At 61.8% G+C, this 18218-nt stretch carries 17 protein-coding genes and 1 pseudogene; 6 read left to right on the forward strand and 12 right to left on the reverse strand.

Features of this window, described 5'->3' with window-relative positions:
* The first annotated feature begins 20 nt into the window (after positions 1–20).
* The 4 genes from BLS41_RS15280 (at position 21) to yacG (ending at position 2831) form a co-directional block, all read left to right on the forward strand.
* Entirely contained in the window at positions 21–962 is a 942-nt protein-coding gene (locus BLS41_RS15280; RefSeq protein WP_074765875.1) for a prepilin peptidase, read from the forward strand.
* Between the two features lie 3 nt (positions 963–965).
* Complete coding sequence (gene coaE, locus BLS41_RS15285) at positions 966–1568, forward strand: dephospho-CoA kinase (protein ID WP_074765877.1); 603 nt, start codon at positions 966–968, stop codon at positions 1566–1568.
* Between the two features lie 196 nt (positions 1569–1764).
* Entirely contained in the window at positions 1765–2520 is a 756-nt protein-coding gene (gene zapD / locus BLS41_RS15290) for a cell division protein ZapD (protein WP_074765879.1), read from the forward strand.
* Positions 2521–2633: 113 nt separating this feature from the next.
* Positions 2634–2831 carry a DNA gyrase inhibitor YacG gene (gene yacG, locus BLS41_RS15295; protein ID WP_074765881.1) on the forward strand — a complete coding sequence of 66 codons (198 nt, stop codon included), beginning with the start codon at positions 2634–2636 and terminating at the stop codon, positions 2829–2831.
* 103 nt (positions 2832–2934) lie between these two features.
* On the opposite strand, the gene BLS41_RS15300 is transcribed toward yacG, so the two are convergent.
* The 3 genes from BLS41_RS15300 to argJ are packed head-to-tail and all read right to left on the reverse strand — an operon-like array spanning position 2935 to position 5505.
* On the reverse strand, positions 2935–3357 hold the full coding sequence (locus BLS41_RS15300; RefSeq protein ID WP_074765883.1) for an NUDIX domain-containing protein: 423 nt from the start codon (positions 3355–3357) through the stop codon (positions 2935–2937).
* Entirely contained in the window at positions 3354–4223 is an 870-nt protein-coding gene (locus tag BLS41_RS15305; RefSeq protein ID WP_074765885.1) for an ATP-binding protein, read from the reverse strand. The genes BLS41_RS15300 and BLS41_RS15305 overlap by 4 nt, the downstream gene beginning before the upstream one ends.
* A gap of 40 nt (positions 4224–4263) precedes the next feature.
* Positions 4264–5505 carry a bifunctional glutamate N-acetyltransferase/amino-acid acetyltransferase ArgJ gene (gene argJ, locus BLS41_RS15310; RefSeq protein WP_074765887.1) on the reverse strand — a complete coding sequence of 414 codons (1242 nt, stop codon included), beginning with the start codon at positions 5503–5505 and terminating at the stop codon, positions 4264–4266.
* Positions 5506–5600: 95 nt separating this feature from the next.
* Between argJ and BLS41_RS40085 the strand changes: the two are divergent.
* Positions 5601–5684, forward strand: a pseudogene (locus tag BLS41_RS40085) (hypothetical protein); the annotation flags it as partial.
* Here the strand turns inward: BLS41_RS40085 and secA are convergent.
* Positions 5668–8484 (reverse strand): preprotein translocase subunit SecA, encoded by a 2817-nt coding sequence (gene secA / locus BLS41_RS15315; protein ID WP_074766580.1) that lies wholly within the window; start codon positions 8482–8484, stop codon positions 5668–5670. The pseudogene BLS41_RS40085 and the gene secA overlap by 17 nt on opposite strands.
* Before the next feature lie 299 nt (positions 8485–8783).
* On the opposite strand from secA, the gene BLS41_RS15320 reads away from it, so the two are divergent.
* On the forward strand, positions 8784–9269 hold the full coding sequence (locus tag BLS41_RS15320; RefSeq protein WP_074765888.1) for a DciA family protein: 486 nt from the start codon (positions 8784–8786) through the stop codon (positions 9267–9269).
* A 75-nt stretch (positions 9270–9344) separates the two neighbouring features.
* On the opposite strand, the gene lpxC is transcribed toward BLS41_RS15320, so the two are convergent.
* The 8 genes from lpxC to murG all read right to left on the reverse strand — a co-directional run bounded on the left by lpxC (position 9345) and on the right by murG (position 18201).
* On the reverse strand, positions 9345–10262 hold the full coding sequence (lpxC, locus tag BLS41_RS15325) for a UDP-3-O-acyl-N-acetylglucosamine deacetylase (protein ID WP_074765890.1): 918 nt from the start codon (positions 10260–10262) through the stop codon (positions 9345–9347).
* Between the two features lie 290 nt (positions 10263–10552).
* Positions 10553–11056 (reverse strand): peroxiredoxin, encoded by a 504-nt coding sequence (locus BLS41_RS15330; protein WP_074765892.1) that lies wholly within the window; start codon positions 11054–11056, stop codon positions 10553–10555.
* Positions 11057–11314: 258 nt separating this feature from the next.
* Entirely contained in the window at positions 11315–12517 is a 1203-nt protein-coding gene (ftsZ, locus tag BLS41_RS15335; RefSeq protein WP_074765894.1) for a cell division protein FtsZ, read from the reverse strand.
* Between the two features lie 185 nt (positions 12518–12702).
* Positions 12703–13935 (reverse strand): cell division protein FtsA, encoded by a 1233-nt coding sequence (gene ftsA, locus BLS41_RS15340; protein ID WP_007180311.1) that lies wholly within the window; start codon positions 13933–13935, stop codon positions 12703–12705.
* 27 nt (positions 13936–13962) lie between these two features.
* A complete protein-coding gene (locus tag BLS41_RS15345; protein WP_074765895.1) occupies positions 13963–14715 on the reverse strand; it encodes a cell division protein FtsQ/DivIB in 753 nt (250 codons plus the stop codon).
* Between the two features lie 24 nt (positions 14716–14739).
* Entirely contained in the window at positions 14740–15681 is a 942-nt protein-coding gene (locus BLS41_RS15350; RefSeq protein ID WP_074765897.1) for a D-alanine--D-alanine ligase, read from the reverse strand.
* A 1-nt stretch (position 15682) separates the two neighbouring features.
* Entirely contained in the window at positions 15683–17086 is a 1404-nt protein-coding gene (gene murC, locus BLS41_RS15355) for a UDP-N-acetylmuramate--L-alanine ligase (RefSeq protein ID WP_074765899.1), read from the reverse strand.
* Positions 17083–18201 (reverse strand): undecaprenyldiphospho-muramoylpentapeptide beta-N-acetylglucosaminyltransferase, encoded by a 1119-nt coding sequence (gene murG / locus BLS41_RS15360; RefSeq protein WP_074765901.1) that lies wholly within the window; start codon positions 18199–18201, stop codon positions 17083–17085. The genes murC and murG overlap by 4 nt, the downstream gene beginning before the upstream one ends.
* Positions 18202–18218: the final 17 nt, after the last annotated feature.

Below are 18218 nucleotides of genomic sequence, written 5' to 3' on the forward strand. Positions count from 1 at the left end.
GCCGAATCCATCCCTTATCTATGCGGGCTCCTCTTTCATTCGTGCCAGAAACCTCTTCCAGCCTGCTCTCGGGCTTATTGCCCGAGCACTTCACAAGCGCTCTCGGCGCGGCGTTCGGCAGCTTGCCTAGCGGCCTGCAATTTGCGTTCGCGATCGTGTTCGGCCTTGTGATCGGCAGCTTCCTGAATGTGGTCGTGCATCGTCTGCCGATCATGCTGGAGCGTGCCTGGCGCGATGAAATCCGCGAGTCCACTGAACAGCCGCCCGAAGACGACGGTCTGCCGGAGCGTTATAACCTGTCTGTGCCGCGCAGTGCATGTCCTCATTGCGGCCACGTTCTGAGCGCGTGGGAAAATTTGCCGGTACTGAGTTACGTGCTCTTGCGCGGGCGTTGCTCGGCTTGCAAAACACGCGTGAGCCTGCGCTACCCGTTGCTTGAAATCGCAACCGCAGCGCTTGCCGCCGGTTCGCTCGTGACGTTCGGTCCAACTCTAACCGCGCTCGCCGCTTTCGGCCTCTGCGCGACGTTGCTTGCGATGAGCGCGATCGATATCGACACCCATCTGCTGCCCGACTCGATGACGCTGCCACTCCTCTGGGCTGGTCTCATCGTCAATTTCGGCGGCACGTTTGCGAACCTGCACGATGCCGTGCTCGGCGCTATCTTCGGCTACCTGGTGCTGTGGGCCGTGCATTGGCTATTCAAGCTGGTGCGTGGTGTTGAAGGCATGGGTTATGGCGACTTCAAATTACTGGCGGCACTCGGCGCGTGGCTCGGTTGGGCCGCGCTCCCGCAGATAGTTCTGGTCGCGGCAGTGACCGGCGCAGTCGTGGGCCTCGCGGCAACATGGAGAGGCCGCATGCGCTTCGAAGAACCGTTGCCATTCGGACCGTTTCTCGCTGCGGGTGGCGCGCTCACGCTGTTCTTCGGCACGCCGCTTTACCTGGCTCTGGGAGGCTGAACCATGTTTGTCGTGGGACTGACCGGTGGCATCGGCAGCGGCAAATCGACCGTTGCAGACCTGTTCGCCGCGCGCGGTGTACCGCTCGTCGACACCGACCTGATCGCGCATCGCATCACCGCGCCGCGTGGTCTTGCAATGCCGCAGATTGCCGCCGAATTCGGCGAGGCGTTCGTTGCTCCAGACGGCTCGCTCGATCGCGCCCAGATGCGTGCGCTTGTCTTCAGCGACGAGGGCGCGCGCAAACGCCTCGAAGCCATCACACATCCACTGATTCGTGCAGAGACCGAACGCGAACAGCACGAAGCGCAAGGACCGTACGTGATCATCGTGGTGCCGCTGCTGGTCGAATCCGGTAGCTGGAAAAATCGCGTGAACCGCGTGCTCACCGTCGATTGCAGTGTAGAAACACAAATTGCGCGCGTGATGAATCGCAACGGCTTCAGCCGCGAACAGGTGCTAGCTATCATCGCCCGTCAGGCTACACGTGAAGCCCGTCTCGCCGCCGCCGACGACGTGATCGATAACGACAACGCCCCGCTCGAATTGCTGGAAACGCAGGTCGAAGCGCAGCATCGCGTGTACCTGTCGCTCGCGAATACGTGAAAGCCGCTGCTGCGTTTTGCGACAGCGCACGAATCGAAAGGTGAATCGAAGCACGCGCCGAAGCACGCAGAAACCGCTAGAAACAGGAGAAAAAAGTTGCAAAAGCGCGCGGAAAAAGTGCGTGATTGCTAGGGTAGTCTCACGGCATTAGAATGTTCTGCATTCCCGTCACCGACCACGCCCGAGGCGAGCCCGCTTGATCCTTTACGAGTATCCCTTCAACGAGCGAATCCGGACGCTATTGCGCCTCGAAGACCTGTTTGAGCGCTTCACGTTCTTTCTGACTCAGGAAGACGCCAGAGAGCATCACGTCGCACTGACAACGTTGTTCGAAATCTCAGAGGTCGCGGGTCGCGCAGATCTGAAGTCCGATCTGATGAAGGAACTCGAGCGTCAACGGCAAACACTGGCGCCGTTTCGCGGCAATCCGGGAATCGAGCAGAACGCCCTCGAAGCGGTGCTCGGTGAAATCGAACAGACCCTGGCGGGACTTTCGCAGATGCAGGGCAAGACCGGCCAGCATCTTGCAGACAACGAGTGGCTCGCCAGCATTCGCAGCCGCGCAATTATTCCCGGTGGCACCTGCAAGTTTGACTTGCCGTCCTACTACGCGTGGCAGCAGATCCATCCCGATCAGCGTCGTCAGGACATCGCGAAGTGGGTCACTCCGCTTCTGCCGTTGCGCGACGCGGCCATCATCGTGCTGCGGCTCGCGCGTGAGTCCGGTCAGGCGTCGAAAGTCATGGCAATGCAGGGCAGCTATCAGCAAATGCTGTCCGGCCGCTCGTATCAACTGATGCAGGTTCGCGTGTCGCCCGAGTTGCGGGTGATTCCCGAGGCAAGCGCCAACAAGTACATGCTGTGGGTGCGTTTCACTGTGCAGGACGGCGATCTGCGTCCGCGTGCCGTGGATGTCGACGTGCCTTTCCAGCTCACGCTTTGTAGCCTGTAAGCTGGGCGTCAGCGCGCGCCGCAGACTCGCTTCGCATGGGGCGCGCCTTTAAACCGACGCGAAAAGCCCCTATATTCGTTACTTGTTCCGTTTGCGATTGATTGCCTGACCGTATGCCTACTGTCGTCAAATGCCCTACATGCGGCAAGGATGTCCGCTGGACCCCTGAAAACCGCTTTCGTCCGTTCTGCTCCGACCGTTGCAAGCAGATCGATCTCGGCGCCTGGGCCGCTGAGAAATACAAGATTGGCGGGACCGATCAGGAAGCGTCGTCGGATGAGACGCCTGATGGGGATTTCCACCCGCATTGAGTTCGGCCCTGATCTGGCTGCTACCGTGGCAGCCAGATACCGTGCGGGCAGGCGCTGCTGATGCATGCGCCAGCAAACGCCCACTACCGCGCGGATCAACCTTTCAGCTTTTTTCAGCCGCGAGCCATTCCAGCACAGGAATAGTCGCCGGCAATAGCGGCTCGACGTCCGCCGGCAACGTCTGCCAGACAAAAGCCTGACCTTCGCGACCGTGCGGCTCGCCGGACCACTGCGTCACCTTGCAGAAAAACAGCCGCACATACGCGTGCGGGTAATCGTGTTCGAGCGTATGCCACAGGTGGCTCGCCTTCACGTCGATACCCAGTTCCTCGTGCAACTCACGAGCAAGCGCGGCTTCGACTGACTCGCCCGCCTCCAGCTTGCCGCCCGGAAACTCCCAGTAGCCTTCATATGGCTTGCCAACCGGGCGCTGCGCCAACAGATAGCGCCCATCCGGCTGAACCAGCACGCCGACAGCCACTTCCGTCACCTTGCGGCCGGCGGCGTTTTTCTGCGTGTCGCTCATACCGGGTTCTTCCGGCCGGACCAGTCGCGTGCGAACTGCCACGCCACGCGCCCCGAACGCGAACCGCGTTCGAGCGCCCATACCAGCGCATCGCCGCGCGCCGCTTCGACTTCAGCGTCGTCGCAACCAAAATGCTTCAGCCAATGGCCGATGATCGACAGGTAATCGTCCTGCTTGAACGGATAGAAGCTGACCCACAGCCCGAAGCGCTCGGACAGCGAAATCTTTTCTTCGACCAGTTCGCCAGGGTGAATTTCGCCGTCTGACGTGTGCTTGTACGTCTCGTTGTCGCTCATGTATTCGGGCAACAGGTGACGGCGGTTCGATGTCGCGTAGATCAGCACGTTGTCGGACTGCGCGGCGATCGAGCCGTCGAGCGCGACCTTCAGCGCCTTGTAGCCCGACTCGCCGTCTTCAAACGACAGGTCGTCGCAGAACACCACGAAGCGCTCCGGCCGCTGCGCGATCAGATCGACGATATCGCCGAGATCGTGCAGATCGTCTTTATCGACTTCGATCAGACGCAGGCCGTCTTTCGCGTACGCGTTCAGGCACGCCTTGATCAGCGACGACTTGCCGGTACCGCGCGCACCCGTCAGCAGCACATTATTGGCCGGCTGCTTGTGCACGAATTGACGCGTGTTTTGCTCGATCAGACCTTTCTGGCGATCGATGTTCTGCAGGTCGTCAAGCGTGATCGACGAAATGGCGGGTACCGGTTGCAGGTAGCCCCGCCCTTGGCGCTTGCGCCAGCGAAACGCCACCGCCGCCGACCAGTCGATTTCCGGCGCGGCAGGCGGAAGCATCGCTTCCAGGCGGACGAGCACAGCTTCGGCCCGGGTCAAAAACTGTTCGAGTTTGTCCATGACAGTGAAGTAAGCGGCCGAAGCCGCGTATTAAACCTGATTACGAACGATAGTCGGCGTTGATGCTCACGTAGTCGTGCGACAGATCGCAAGTCCAGATCGTGGCTTGCGCATCGCCGCGGCCGAGTACGACGCGAATGCCGATCTCGCTCTTCTTCATGACGCGCTGACCGTCTTCTTCACGGTAGGCCGGATTGCGGCCGCCAGCAGTGGCAACCAGCACGTCGTCCAGATACAGATCGATCTTGCCGACGTCGAGATCGTCCACGCCGGCATAGCCGATGGCCGCCAGAATGCGGCCGAGATTGGGGTCCGATGCGTAGAAGGCCGTCTTCACGAGCGGCGAGTGGCCGATCGCATAGGCGATCTTGCGGCATTCGTCCACGTTCGAGCCGCCTTCGACATGCACGGTCATGAATTTCGTCGCGCCTTCGCCGTCGCGCACGATCAGCTGAGCGAGGGTCTGGGCGACGTCGGTCACCGCGTCGCGCAACGCTGCATAAGCGGGCGAATCGGTGGAGGTGATCGCCGGCAGGCTCGATTTGCCCGACGCGATCAGGATGAACGAATCGTTGGTCGAGGTATCGCCATCGATCGTGATGCAGTTGAACGAGCGGTCCGCGACGTGCTTGACCAGCGCGTCGAGCACCGGCTGCGCGACAGCCGCGTCGAACGCGAGGAAGCCGAGCATGGTCGCCATGTTCGGCTTGATCATGCCCGCACCCTTGCTGATCCCGGTCAGCGTGACCGTGTGGCCGTCGATCGTGACCTGACGCGAGGTGGCTTTGGGCAGCGTGTCCGTGGTCATGATCGCCTGCGCGGCGTCGTACCAGTTCGCTTCCTTGCGGTTAGCCAGCGCGGCCGGCAAACCCGCCTTCAGACGGTCGACCGGCAGCGGCTCCAGAATCACGCCTGTCGAAAACGGCAGCACCTGTTCCGGCGCGATGTCCGCGAGACGTGCGAGTTCGGCGCAGGTTTCGCGCGCCGCCAGCATGCCCGGCTCACCCGTGCCCGCGTTCGCGTTGCCGGTGTTGATCACCAGCGCGCGGATCGGCTTGCCGCCCCCGCGCACGCGCTCCAGATTCTCACGGCAAACCGTCACCGGCGCCGCGCAAAAACGGTTCAACGTGAACGCACCGGCTACGGTCGCGCTTTCGTCGACGGTAATGACGAGCACGTCCTTGCGGTTCGGCTTGCGGATATTCGCCTCTGCCCAGCCAAGCGAAACGCCGGCGACAGGGTGGAGTTGAGCGGGATCGATCGAAGGGAAATTGACAGCCATGGTCGCGACCTGTCGAAGAAAATGCCGGCAGGCGCCGGCATTAGGGAAACGGAAACTGATGGCTCGGGCAGGTTGCCGAACCACCGCGAAATCTGATGCGAAACTACAGCGAAGCACAGGATGAAACGACGCGGCGCGCTCGGGAGCGCGCCGCTTTCGGCATTACACGATCTTGCCGTGGCACTGCTTGTACTTCTTGCCGCTGCCGCATGGGCACGGGTCGTTACGGCCGACCTTCGGCACGTTGTCCGCGCTCACGTTGGCTGTGACTTGCGACGACGAGCCGTGGCTCATCGCGTCGCCGATCATCGCAGCGGTCGCTGCTTCTGCCGCAACCGGCACGGCCGCTGCGGCTGCCGCTTCAGCGAACTCGGCGTGGCGAAACTCGACGTTCTCGAGATGGCCGCCCTGCTCTTCCAACTGATCGGCTACGTCTTCCAACTGTTCCGGCGACTGGATCTGCACGTTCATCACCACGCGGGTGACTTCGAGCTTCACGGCGTCGAGCATCGCGGCGAACAGTTCGAACGCCTCGCGCTTGTATTCCTGCTTCGGATTCTTCTGCGCGTAACCGCGCAGATGGATGCCCTGACGCAGGTGGTCGAGCGCAGCCAGATGTTCGCGCCAGCTACGGTCCAGCGTTTGCAGCATGATCGAGCGTTCGAACGAGCTGAACGACTCGCGGCCGACCAGTTCGACCTTTGCTTCGTACGCTTCGTCCGCTGCGGCTTCGACTGCTTCGAGAATTTCGTCCGCGCTGATCGAATTCGACTCGTTGATCATTTCCTGGATCGCGAGGTCGAGCTGCCATTCGTTGCGCAGCACTTCTTCGAGTTCAGGCACGTCCCACTGTTCTTCGATGCTGCCTGCCGGCACGAACTGATGAACGATATCGGCGATCACGCCATGACGCATTGCGCCGATGGTTTCCGTGATGTCGTTCGCTTCGAGCAATTCATTGCGCTGCTGGTAGATCACCTTGCGCTGATCGTTCGACACATCGTCGTATTCGAGCAATTGCTTGCGAACGTCGAAGTTGCGCGCTTCAACTTTACGCTGCGCCGATTCGATGGAGCGCGACACGATGCCCGCTTCGATCGCCTCGCCTTCCGGCATCTTCAGGCGATCCATGATTGCGCGCACGCGGTCGCCCGCGAAAATGCGCAGCAGCGGATCTTCCAGCGAAAGATAGAAGCGCGACGAACCCGGGTCGCCCTGACGGCCGGCACGGCCGCGCAGCTGGTTGTCGATGCGGCGCGATTCGTGACGTTCGGTGCCGATAATGTGCAGACCGCCAGCGGCCTTCACCTGATCGTGCAGCGCTTGCCACTCGTCGTGAATCTTCGCGATACGGCGCTGCTTTTCGTCGTCGGAGAGCGTTTCGTCCTTTTCGAGGAACGACGCCTGCTTTTCTGCATTGCCGCCGAGCACGATGTCCGTACCGCGACCGGCCATGTTGGTAGCGATCGTGATGCGTTTCGGACGGCCCGCTTCGGCAACGATTTCCGCTTCACGTGCGTGCTGCTTCGCGTTCAGCACCTCGTGCGACAAACCGGCCTGCTTCAGCAGATGCGACAGCAGTTCCGAGTTTTCAATCGACGTCGTACCGACCAGCACCGGCTGACCGCGCTCATAGCAGTCGCGAATGTCGCGGATCACCGCGTCATAACGCTCTTTGGCGGTCTTGTAGATCTGATCCTGCTTGTCGATCCGCTTCGGAGGACGATTGGTCGGGATCACGACCGTTTCGAGACCGTAGATCTCGTTGAATTCGTACGCTTCCGTATCCGCCGTACCGGTCATGCCGGACAGCTTCGCGTACATGCGGAAGTAGTTCTGGAACGTGATCGACGCGAGCGTCTGATTCTCGCTCTGGATCTTGACGTGTTCCTTCGCCTCGACGGCCTGGTGCAGGCCATCCGACCAGCGACGACCCGACATCAGACGGCCGGTGAATTCGTCGACGATCACCACTTCGTTGTTCTGCACCACGTAATGCTGGTCTTTGAAGAACAGCGTGTGTGCGCGCAATGCTGCGTACACGTGGTGCATCAGCGTGATGTTTTGCGGCGCGTAAAGGCTCTCGCCTTCGCCGATCAGGCCCCACTCGGCGAGCAGACGCTCGGCCTTTTCGTGGCCCGATTCGGTCAGGAAAACCTGACGGCCTTTCTCGTCCAGCGTGTAATCGCCCGGCTTTTCGACGCCGGTGCCGTCCGCCTTTTCTTCGCCGATCTGGCGTTCGAGCAGCGGCGGCAGCGCATTCATGCGCACGTAGAGTTCGGTGTGATCTTCGGCCTGGCCGGAGATGATCAGCGGCGTACGGGCTTCGTCGATCAGGATCGAGTCGACCTCGTCGACCACCGCGAAATTCAGCGCTCGCTGCACGCGCGCGTCGGTCTCGTAGACCATGTTGTCGCGCAGGTAGTCGAAGCCGAATTCGTTATTCGTGCCGTACGTGATGTCGGCAGCGTAGGCCTGCTGCTTCGCCTCGTGGTCCATCTGCGACAGGTTGATACCCACCGACAGACCGAGGAAGTTGTACAGACGCGCCATCCATTCGGCGTCGCGCTGTGCCAGGTAATCGTTGACCGTGACGACGTGCACGCCGCGGCCCGACAACGCATTCAGATACACCGGCAGCGTAGCGACAAGGGTCTTGCCCTCGCCCGTGCGCATTTCGCCGATCTTGCCGTAGTGCAGGACCATGCCGCCGATCAGCTGCACGTCGAAGTGGCGCATTTTCAGCACCCGCTTGCTGGCCTCGCGGCAGACCGCAAAGGCTTCCGGCAACAGCTTGTCGAGCGATTCGCCGCTCGCGACGCGCTGGCGGAATTCACCCGTTTTGGCGCGCAGTTGATCGTCCGTCAATTGCTCGATCTGCGGTTCGAGCGCATTGATCGCCGCGACGGTCTTTTGATATTGCTTGACTAGCCGCTGGTTGCGGCTGCCAAAAATCTTCTGTAGAAAACCGGTGGTCATCGGATCGGTGTCTGCGTCGCGGCTTCGGCTGGGTTGCGCGGTGCCGATCGTACGGATCATGCACTGCGCTCCGGGGTCGGAAGGGCCTCGGCGGCTTAGTCCAAGAGTGAATTCGAATCGGGCATTTTAGCACGCGCCCCCGGCCGCGCCTGTGTCAGAGGCGCTACGTTGGCCTTGTGGACAATGCCCGCTGCGTCGGCTTGTGACCGTACGACTCGAGCCGGGCTGGCGTGCATCCCGCGCGGTACAATCGCGGCGTGAACGCGCAATAGGGTGCGAACACGCCCTTATTTACAAACATGAGCCGTTTTCCGTCCTTTTCAAGGCCGCCGCCGCAGCAGTTCAAAGCGCGCCGCCCGCAGCCCGTCGCCGAAGTGCTGAATCGCACGGATGCGTACGCGGCGCTGCGCGCGGGCGTCGAGCAAATTGCCGCGCTGGAAAAGGATTTGCGCTCGCTGCTGCCCGATTATCTGGCGACGAGCGTGGAGCCGGGCTTTATCAAGGACGGCGTGCTGGCGCTGTTTGCCGCGCACAACGCGCTCGCTGCGCGGCTGCGACATCTTGAACCACGGCTGCTGTCGGATTTGCAGCAGCGCGGCTGGCCGGTCAATGCGCTGCGAATTCGCGTGCGGCCTCAGCCGGTCAAGGAGCCGCCGCCGGTCAAGCAGGCACGCATGACGCCGGTCGGTGCCGATGCGCTGCATGCGTTGAGCGAATCGCTCGAACCGTCGCCGTTGCAGGAGGCGCTGGCGCGAATGGCGGCCCGGCATCGGAGAAATCGCTAAGGTTGTCGAAGTCGCGCTGAAAACAAAAACGGCCCCTAAGGGCCGTTTTTTCATGCTTGCTACTACCTGAAGACGTTACGCAAACGCCGTTTGCGTCTCGTACGCAAAGCCGCGCGGTGCCTTCTGCGTGTCGTCGAACGTGACGATTTCGTACGAATCTTCGTGCGCCAGCAGTTCGCGCAGCAATGCGTTGTTCAGACCGTGGCCCGACTTGTACGCGTCGTACGATGCCAGCAACGGATGACCGACCACATACAGGTCGCCGATCGCATCGAGCATCTTGTGCTTCACGAACTCGTCGTCGTAACGCAGACCATCGTTGTTCAGAATGCGGTATTCGTCGAGCACGATCGCGTTGTCCATGCTGCCGCCGCGTGCCAGACCGAGTTCACGCATCATTTCCACTTCGTGCGCGAAACCGAACGTGCGAGCGCGGGCAATTTCGCGCACGTAAGACGTGTTCGCGAAATCCACTTCCAGCGCCTGGCCGGTCTTATCCACAGCCGGATGACGGAAGTCGATCGTGAACTTGAGCTTGAAACCGAAGTACGGGTCCAGACGCGCGAACTTGTCGCCGTCACGAATTTCGACCGGCTTGGTGACCTTGATGAACTTCTTCGCAGCGTTCTGCTGCTCGATTCCGGCCGACTGGATCAGGAACACGAACGAACCCGCGCTGCCGTCCATGATCGGAATTTCTTCAGCGGTGACGTCGACGTAAAGATTGTCGATGCCAAGACCGGCGCAGGCGGACATCAAATGTTCGATGGTCGACACGCGCGCGCCGTCTTTCTGCAACACGGAAGCCAGACGCGTATCACCAATCGCCATCGCCGACGCAGGAATGTCCACCGGCGTGGGCAAATCCACGCGCGAAAAGACGATGCCAGTGTCTGGCGCCGCCGGGCGAAGCGTCAAATTGACCTTCCGACCCGAGTGCAGGCCGATGCCAACTGTCTTGACGATTGTTTTGATAGTGCGCTGCTTCAGCATGGTGATCTTCTATTCGATTGAAAATCCCAATCGGGACTTTTTATTCCATAGCACGAATTATACTCCAATACCCTTGGGGTCGTCGTTGCACGGAACGTATCAATCTGTTTCGCTACATTACCCAATGGGCGCCCGTCAGGGAAAGCGTGACGGGCCGACGTCCCGGAACGGAGGCGTTTCCGGTCGTCGGCCCGCGTAACGGCCTGTCACAAAAGCGTCTTACCACCCGTTGCCCTCGTACAACGCGACAAAACCGCGCGCTGCCAAGGTGAAGGGCGACGCCCGCGCAACTAGCTCAACGTGGCAAGAACGCTTGCTGCATCGCTCACTTCGAATTTGCCGGCAGCCTCGACGTTCAACGTCTTGACCACGCCGTCGTCGACCACCATCGCGTAGCGCTGGGAACGGATTCCCATGCCGCGCGCCGACAAATCCTGCTCCAGACCAAGCGCCCGTGTGAAAGCCGCACTGCCGTCCGCCATCATGCGCACCTTGCCCGAGGCGTGCTGATCGCGTCCCCACGCGCCCATTACGAACGCGTCGTTGACGGACACGCACCAGATCTCGTCGATGCCCGCAGCGCGCAACTGCCCGGCGTGCTCGATATAACCCGGTACATGTTTGGCCGAACAGGTCGGCGTGAACGCGCCCGGCAATCCGAAGATCACCACGCGCCTGCCCGCCGTCTGCTCGCGCACGTCGAAGCTGTTCGGCCCCAACGTGCAGCCCGCCCGCTCATCTTCGACGAATTCGAAGAGCGTTGCGTCGGGCAGCTTGTCACCTGCTTGAATCATGCTCAGTCCTTTGCATCGATGCGAAGCACGCTCGCACGTCGTCGTGTCGCAGTGAAATTGGCATGCAGCCCGTTAAGGCTACGCCGTTCGGCGACAGTCGCCCAATCCGCTTCGCGAATCCGAAGAGGGCAGTTGTCCTTGCCGCGAATCTGACGATACGCGACCTGTTCGCCGTTCACCCGCCACGCTCGTGCATTCGTCCGCCAGCGCTGCACTGCAAAACAACTGCAGCGCGGCAACGAAAGCCTGCTCGCGCGCTCAGTCCGCCTGCTTGCGCAGGAATGCCGGAATGTCGTACGTGTCGACGCCCTTTTCCTGCAGCGCCTGCACATGCGACGCAGCCGTATCGCGCGACGTGCGCCACACAGCCGGCGTGTCCAGCGCGCCGTAGTCGGCCGTAGCCGCGTGCGACGTTGCCGGTGCGTAAGCCGCGTGTTGCATCGTGCCGATCGGCTGATTGTCGGTGCCGGTGCGCAGCAGCGTCATCGGTGCCGATTGCTGCTTCTTCGCCGCACGGCCCAGACCCGTTGCGACGACCGTCACGCGCAGCGCGTCGCCCATTGCATCGTCGTACACCGCGCCGAAAATCACCGTTGCGTCTTCTGCTGCGTAGCTCTTGATCGTGTTCATCACTTCGCGCGTTTCCGACAGACGCAGCGAACGGCTCGACGTGATGTTCACCAGCACGCCACGCGCGCCCGACAGATCCACACCTTCCAGCAGCGGGCTGGCCACAGCCTGCTCGGCGGCCAGACGCGCGCGATCGACACCGGCAACCGTCGCCGTGCCCATCATCGCCTTGCCTTGCTCGCCCATCACCGTTTTCACGTCTTCGAAGTCGACGTTCACCAGACCGTCGACGTTGATGATTTCCGCGATACCGGCCACTGCGTTGTTCAGAACGTCGTCAGCGCACTGGAAGCACTTGTCCATCTCGGCGTCGTCGCCCATCACCTCGAACAGCTTGTCGTTCAGAACGACGATCAGCGAGTCGACGTGATCCTCCAGTTGCTGCGAACCGGCTTCTGCAACGCGCATGCGCTTGCCGCCTTCGAATTCGAACGGCTTGCTGACCACGCCAACAGTCAAGATACCCATTTCCTTGGCGATCTGCGCGACCACGGGTGCTGCGCCCGTGCCCGTACCGCCGCCCATACCGGCCGTGATGAAGACCATGTGCGCGCCGCGCAGTGCGTCGGCGATGCGCTCACGTGCTTCTTCCGCTGCGGCGCGGCCCATTTCCGGCTTGGCGCCAGCGCCCAGACCCGTGTTGCCGAGCTGGATCACCGCGGTGGCGCGCGAACGCGACAGAGCCTGCGCGTCCGTGTTCATCACGATGAAGTCGACGCCTTGCACGCCTTTGTTGATCATGTGCTGAACGGCATTGCCGCCAGCGCCACCTACTCCGACCACCTTGATGATGGTGCCGTTCGTTTCGGTTTCCAGCATCTGGAATTCCATGTTGCCTCCGTCAAGATAGAAAAGTACAGCCACTCGGCCGTTATCCGGCAGGAGATCGGGCAACCTCCTGTCGCGCGCTGGTCGCCGGCACCTGCGCGTGTTTGTTCAAACCTGCTTTGAATCCGACTGCTTGTTTCACTGCTTGTTCGATTGCTTATCCGACTACTTGTGCCACTGCAAAACCGTTAGAAGTTGCCGAGGAACCAGTCTTTCATGCGCGTGAAAACCTGTCCCATCGAGCCCGACTGCACCGCGACCTTGCGGCCACGCATACGTTGCGAGCGTCCTTCGACGAGCAGGCCCATTGCCGTCGAATAACGCGGATTACGCACGACGTCCGCAAGGCCGCCCGCGTATTCCGGCACGCCGATTCGCACCGGCTTCAGGAAAATGTCTTCACCCAGTTCGACCATGCCGAGCATCATCGACGCGCCGCCGGTCAGCACCACGCCGGAACTCAGCAGTTCCTCGTAACCCGACTCGCGCACCACCTGCTGCACGAGCGAGAACAGTTCTTCGACACGCGGCTCGACCACTGCCGCCAGCGCCTGGCGCGACAACGTGCGCGGACCGCGCTCGCCGAGACCCGGCACTTCGATCATCTCGTCCGGATCGGCAAGCGCCTGCTTGGCGATGCCGTAGTCGACCTTGATGTCTTCGGCATCCGGCGTCGGCGTGCGCAACGCCATCGCGATGTCGCTCGTGATCTGGTCGCCGGCAATCGGAATCACTGCCGTGTGACGGATCGCGCCTTCGCTGAAAATTGCGATGTCGGTCGTGCCGCCGCCGATATCGACCAGCACCACGCCGAGTTCCTTCTCGTCTTCCGTCAGCACCGCGAGCGACGACGCGAGCGGCTGCAGAATCAGATCGTTCACTTCGAGCCCGCAACGGCGCACGCACTTCACGATGTTCTGCGCCGCGCTCACCGCGCCGGTGACGATATGTACCTTCACTTCGAGGCGGATACCGCTCATACCGATCGGCTCGCGCACATCTTCCTGACCGTCGATGATGAATTCCTGCGTGAGGATATGCAGCACCTGCTGATCGGTCGGGATGTTGATTGCCTTCGCCGTTTCGATCACGCGCGCCACGTCCGTCTGCGTGACTTCCTTTTCCTTGATCGCCACCATGCCGCTCGAATTGAAGCTGCGGATATGGCTGCCGGCGATTCCGGTGAACACGTTCGTAATCTTGCAGTCGGCCATCAGCTCGGCTTCTTCGAGCGCGCGCTGAATGGACTGCACGGTGGCTTCGATATTCACCACCACGCCTTTCTTGAGCCCCTTCGATTCGCTCTGGCCAAGGCCGATCACCTCGTAGTGACCTTCGCCCTTCAACTCGGCGACGATGGCCACGACCTTCGACGTCCCGATGTCGAGGGCGACCAGCAGATCTTTATAGTCTTTACTCATAGAGTGCTCATTGCGTGTGATGTCCGTTTACTTCTTGCCCTTGTCGGGTTCGCTGATAAAGCGCATGCCAGCGGCACGAATCGCGAAACCGTTCGGATAGCGCAAGTCCGCATACTCGATATCCTTTCCCCAACGTTGCGTCACTGCGCCCCACGCCGCCGTCAGGCGCTTGCTGCGATCCAGCAGCGTGTCCTGATTGCGTTCGCGCCCAAGTTCAACCTGCGTACCGTTCGACAACTTCACCGTCCACGCGTAACGCGGCGACAGCGTCACTTCGTCGGGCGTCGCGCCCAGCGGCGCAAACCACTTCTGAAAGTCGTGATAACGCGCGACCACTTCTTTCGCCGAACCGTCGGGGCCGTCGAACGCGGGCAGATCCTGCTCGAGTTCGCCCTGATTCGCGGTGAACAGCTCGCCATCGGTGCTCACCAACTGATCGCTGCCCCACGTTCCCAGCGGTTTGTACTCCTCCAGCGTGACAGCCAATGCATTCGGCCAGACCCGGCGCACACTTGCATGACGCACCCATGGCATCTGCTCGAACGCCTGACGCGCAACGTCGAGATCGACCGTGAAAAAGTTGCCCTTCAACCGCCCTACTACACCGGCGCGCACCGTCGGCGAATTGATGTGCTCCGTATCGCCGCCGATCTGGATTTCGCGCAGTGCGAAATTCGGACGCTGGATCAGCCAGTCAGCGCCTGCCGCCAGCAGCACGAGCACCAGCAACACATGCAATGTGTTGGCGGCGAGATTGAGCTGGCGAACGTTGTTCCACATGGTGTTGCTTTCGGGTCACCCCGGTTAGTCCTTAAGCGTCAGCGCCAACACGCCGACAACCAGTTCCTGATAGCTGATGCCCACCGCGCGCGCCGCTTTCGGCGGCAGCGAGTGATCGGTCATGCCAGGCGCCGTGTTCACTTCCAGGAAGTACGGGTTGCCGTCTGCGTCGAGCATGAAATCGGCACGGCCCCAGTCGGTGCAGCCGAGCACCTCGAACGCGCGGCGCGCCAGCACTTTCAGACGCGCTTCTTCTTCCGCCGCGATACCGCACGGAATCAGATACTGCGTGTCGTCGGCGATGTACTTCGCGTGATAGTCGTAGAACTCACCGGCCGGCACGATGCGGATCACCGGCAGGTCCAGATCGCCCGCGATGCACGCGGTAAATTCGCCGCCGCCTTCGATGCTCTTTTCGACCACGACGATCTTGTCGAACTTCGCGGCTTCGATCAGCGCAGCCGGCAACGCGTCGGCCGTCTTCACCTTGATCACCGCCACGCTCGAGCCTTCGCTCGCGGGCTTCACGAACAGCGGCAAGCCGAGCTTCGCGACGATGTCTTTCGCGCGCGCTTCGTAGTCGTCGCCACGCATGACCGCTTCGAACGGCGGCGTCGGAATACCGAGTTGCTGCCACACGAGCTTGGTGCGGAACTTGTCCAGACCCAGCGCCGAACCGAGCACGCCGCTGCCGTTGTACTTGATGCCGTAGAAATCGAGCGCGCCCTGAATCTGGCCGTTCTCGCCATAGCCGCCATGCAACGCGATGAACGCGCGATCGAAGCCTTCCGCCTTCAACTCAGCGAGCGGACGCTCGGACGGGTCGAACGGATGCGCGTCGATGCCGGCGTCGCGCAGGCCTTGCAGCACGAGGCGGCCGGACGTGAGGGACACCTCGCGCTCAGCGGATTCACCGCCGAGCAGCACTGCTACCTTGCCGAATTGTTTTGGATCAATACTGCTCATCTCACACCTTGGTTTCCTGCGCGAGGCGACCCGGCACGCCGCCGATCGAACCCGCGCCCATCGTAATCACCACATCGCCGTCGCGCACCACTGCTGCGAGCGCGTCCGGCACTTCATCCACCGTATCGACAAATACCGGCTCGACCTTGCCCGCCACCCGCAGCGCGCGCGCCAATGCGCGGCCGTCAGCGGCGACGATCGGCGCTTCGCCGGCCGAATAGACTTCCGTCAGCACAAGAGCGTCGACGGTCGACAGCACTTTCACGAAATCTTCGAAGCAGTCACGCGTGCGCGTGAAGCGGTGCGGCTGGAACGCCAGCACCAGACGACGCCCCGGGAATGCACCGCGCGCCGCCGCGACCGTCGCCGCCATTTCGACCGGGTGATGACCGTAGTCGTCGACCAGCGTGTAGGCGCCCGTCGCTTTGCCTTCGGCCGCGACCGGCACTTCGCCGTAACGCTGGAAGCGTCGGCCAACACCGTTGAAATCCGCCAGCGCTCGCTGGATATCGGCATCTTTCACTTCAAGTTCAGTCGCAATCGCGATGGCGGCCAGCGCGTTCTGCACGTTGTGCTCGCCCGGCAGATTCAACACGATGTCGAGCGGCGCCGCGTCTTCGCGCAGCGCGGTGAAGTGCATCTTGCCGTCCTGCGCTTTCACGTTGACCGCGCGCACCTGCGCGTCCGCTGCGAGACCGTAGCGGATGATCGGCTTCGACACGAACGGCAGGATTTCCTTCACGTTCGGATCGTCGACGCACAGCACCGCGATGCCGTAAAACGGCAAACGATGCGTGAATTCGATGAACGCCTGCTTGAGCCGCGCGAAGTCGTGGCCATAGGTGTCCATGTGATCGGCGTCGATGTTCGTGATGACTTCGATCACCGGGAACAGGTTCAGGAACGACGCGTCCGACTCGTCTGCTTCGGCGACGATGAAATCGCCCGTGCCCAGCCGCGCATTCGCACCCGCGCTGATCAACCGGCCGCCGATCACGAAGGTCGGATCGAGGCCGCCCGCCGCCAGCACGCTCGCTACCAGCGAGGTGGTCGTGGTCTTGCCGTGCGTACCGGCAATCGCGATGCCCTGCTTCAGGCGCATCAATTCCGCGAGCATCACCGCGCGCGGCACGATCGGAATGCGGCGATGACGCGCGGCCAGCACTTCCGGGTTGTCGCTACGCACTGCCGTGGAAACGACCACTGCGTTCGCGCCTTCGATGTTCTCCGCCGCGTGACCGATCGCGATCCGCGCGCCGAGTTTCGCGAGACGGTCGGTGATTGCGTTGCTCGACAGATCCGAGCCGCTCACCTGATAGCCGAGATTGACCAGCACCTCCGCGATGCCGCTCATGCCGACACCGCCGATGCCGACAAAATGAATATGTTTGACGATGTGTTTCATTGCTTTCCTTCTGGGCTCGCGCCCGAAATCGAACCCGCCACGGTGGCGCAAATCTGCGCCACCTGTTCCGTGGCGTCGGGTTTCGCGAGCGAGCGCGAACGCTCCGCCATCTCCGCGAGAGTTTCTCGCGTCTGGCTGCGCAACCAGTCAGCGAGTTTTTCCGCCGACAGGTCACGTTGCTGCACGACCAGCGCCGCGCCGTTGTCGGCGAGGAACGCTGCATTGGTTGTTTGATGATCGTCTACTGCATACGGGAACGGCACGAAAAACGCTGCCACGCCCACCGCCGAAATCTCCGACACCGTCATCGCGCCCGAGCGGCAGATCACCAGATCGGCCTTCGCGTACGCGCTCGTCATGTCGTCGATGAAAGGCACGAGTTCAACATCCGCGCCCGTTTGCAAACCCGCTGCCGCGTAGTTCTCGCGCAGCGCCTCAATATGCTTCGCGCCCGCCTGATGCACGATGCGCGGACGTTCGTTCGGCGCGAGCATGGCGACGGCACGCGGCACCACTTCGTTCAGTGCAGCCGCACCGAGACTGCCGCCCACGACGAGCACATTTAGCGGACCGTTGCGTTGCGCGTAGCGTGCTTTGGGTGCAATCGCGCGCGCAAGTTCCTCACGAATCGGATTACCGGTCCATTCACCGTGCGGCAGTGCATTCGGAAACGCGACCAGCACGCGCTTCGCGACTTTCGCGAGCACCTTGTTCGCGAGACCTGCAATCGAATTCTGCTCATGCAGCACCAGCGGACGGCCGCTCAACGCAGTCATCAAACCCGCCGGGAACGTGATGTAGCCGCCCATGCCGAGCACCACATCCGGCTTCACGCGACGCAATACCGACAGGCTCTGCGTACACGCACGCAGCAGATTCAGCGGCAGCATCAGCTTGGTCTTCATGCCCTTGCCGCGCAGTCCGCCGAAACGCACGTACTCCATCGGAATGCCGTGCTTCGGCACCAGCGTGGCTTCCATACCGGCAGGGTTGCCGAGCCAGACGACCTTCCAGCCCCACGCCTGCATCAGATGAGCGACCGCAAGCCCCGGGAACACATGTCCCCCGGTGCCACCAGCCATCACCATCAGCGTGCGTTGCGGCACAGCGGTCATACCTTGCCTCCGCGCAT

The organism is Paraburkholderia fungorum, assembly GCF_900099835.1.
Classification (GTDB): Bacteria; Pseudomonadota; Gammaproteobacteria; order Burkholderiales; family Burkholderiaceae; genus Paraburkholderia; species Paraburkholderia fungorum_A.

What these genes read in the sequence shown, in the direction of transcription:
- BLS41_RS15280 (WP_074765875.1), top strand. Translation starts at nt 21, where the DNA reads ATGCGGGCTCCTCTTTCATTCGTGCCAGAAACCTCTTCCAGCCTGCTC.
- coaE (WP_074765877.1), top strand. Translation starts at nt 966, where the DNA reads ATGTTTGTCGTGGGACTGACCGGTGGCATCGGCAGCGGCAAATCGACC.
- yacG (WP_074765881.1), top strand. Translation starts at nt 2,634, where the DNA reads ATGCCTACTGTCGTCAAATGCCCTACATGCGGCAAGGATGTCCGCTGG.
- BLS41_RS15300 (WP_074765883.1), bottom strand. Translation starts at nt 3,357, where the DNA reads ATGAGCGACACGCAGAAAAACGCCGCCGGCCGCAAGGTGACGGAAGTG.
- BLS41_RS15305 (WP_074765885.1), bottom strand. Translation starts at nt 4,223, where the DNA reads ATGGACAAACTCGAACAGTTTTTGACCCGGGCCGAAGCTGTGCTCGTC.
- argJ (WP_074765887.1), bottom strand. Translation starts at nt 5,505, where the DNA reads ATGGCTGTCAATTTCCCTTCGATCGATCCCGCTCAACTCCACCCTGTC.
- secA (WP_074766580.1), bottom strand. Translation starts at nt 8,484, where the DNA reads ATGACCACCGGTTTTCTACAGAAGATTTTTGGCAGCCGCAACCAGCGG.
- BLS41_RS15320 (WP_074765888.1), top strand. Translation starts at nt 8,784, where the DNA reads ATGAGCCGTTTTCCGTCCTTTTCAAGGCCGCCGCCGCAGCAGTTCAAA.
- lpxC (WP_074765890.1), bottom strand. Translation starts at nt 10,262, where the DNA reads ATGCTGAAGCAGCGCACTATCAAAACAATCGTCAAGACAGTTGGCATC.
- BLS41_RS15330 (WP_074765892.1), bottom strand. Translation starts at nt 11,056, where the DNA reads ATGATTCAAGCAGGTGACAAGCTGCCCGACGCAACGCTCTTCGAATTC.
- ftsZ (WP_074765894.1), bottom strand. Translation starts at nt 12,517, where the DNA reads ATGGAATTCCAGATGCTGGAAACCGAAACGAACGGCACCATCATCAAG.
- ftsA (WP_007180311.1), bottom strand. Translation starts at nt 13,935, where the DNA reads ATGAGTAAAGACTATAAAGATCTGCTGGTCGCCCTCGACATCGGGACG.
- BLS41_RS15345 (WP_074765895.1), bottom strand. Translation starts at nt 14,715, where the DNA reads ATGTGGAACAACGTTCGCCAGCTCAATCTCGCCGCCAACACATTGCAT.
- BLS41_RS15350 (WP_074765897.1), bottom strand. Translation starts at nt 15,681, where the DNA reads ATGAGCAGTATTGATCCAAAACAATTCGGCAAGGTAGCAGTGCTGCTC.
- murC (WP_074765899.1), bottom strand. Translation starts at nt 17,086, where the DNA reads ATGAAACACATCGTCAAACATATTCATTTTGTCGGCATCGGCGGTGTC.
- murG (WP_074765901.1), bottom strand. Translation starts at nt 18,201, where the DNA reads ATGACCGCTGTGCCGCAACGCACGCTGATGGTGATGGCTGGTGGCACC.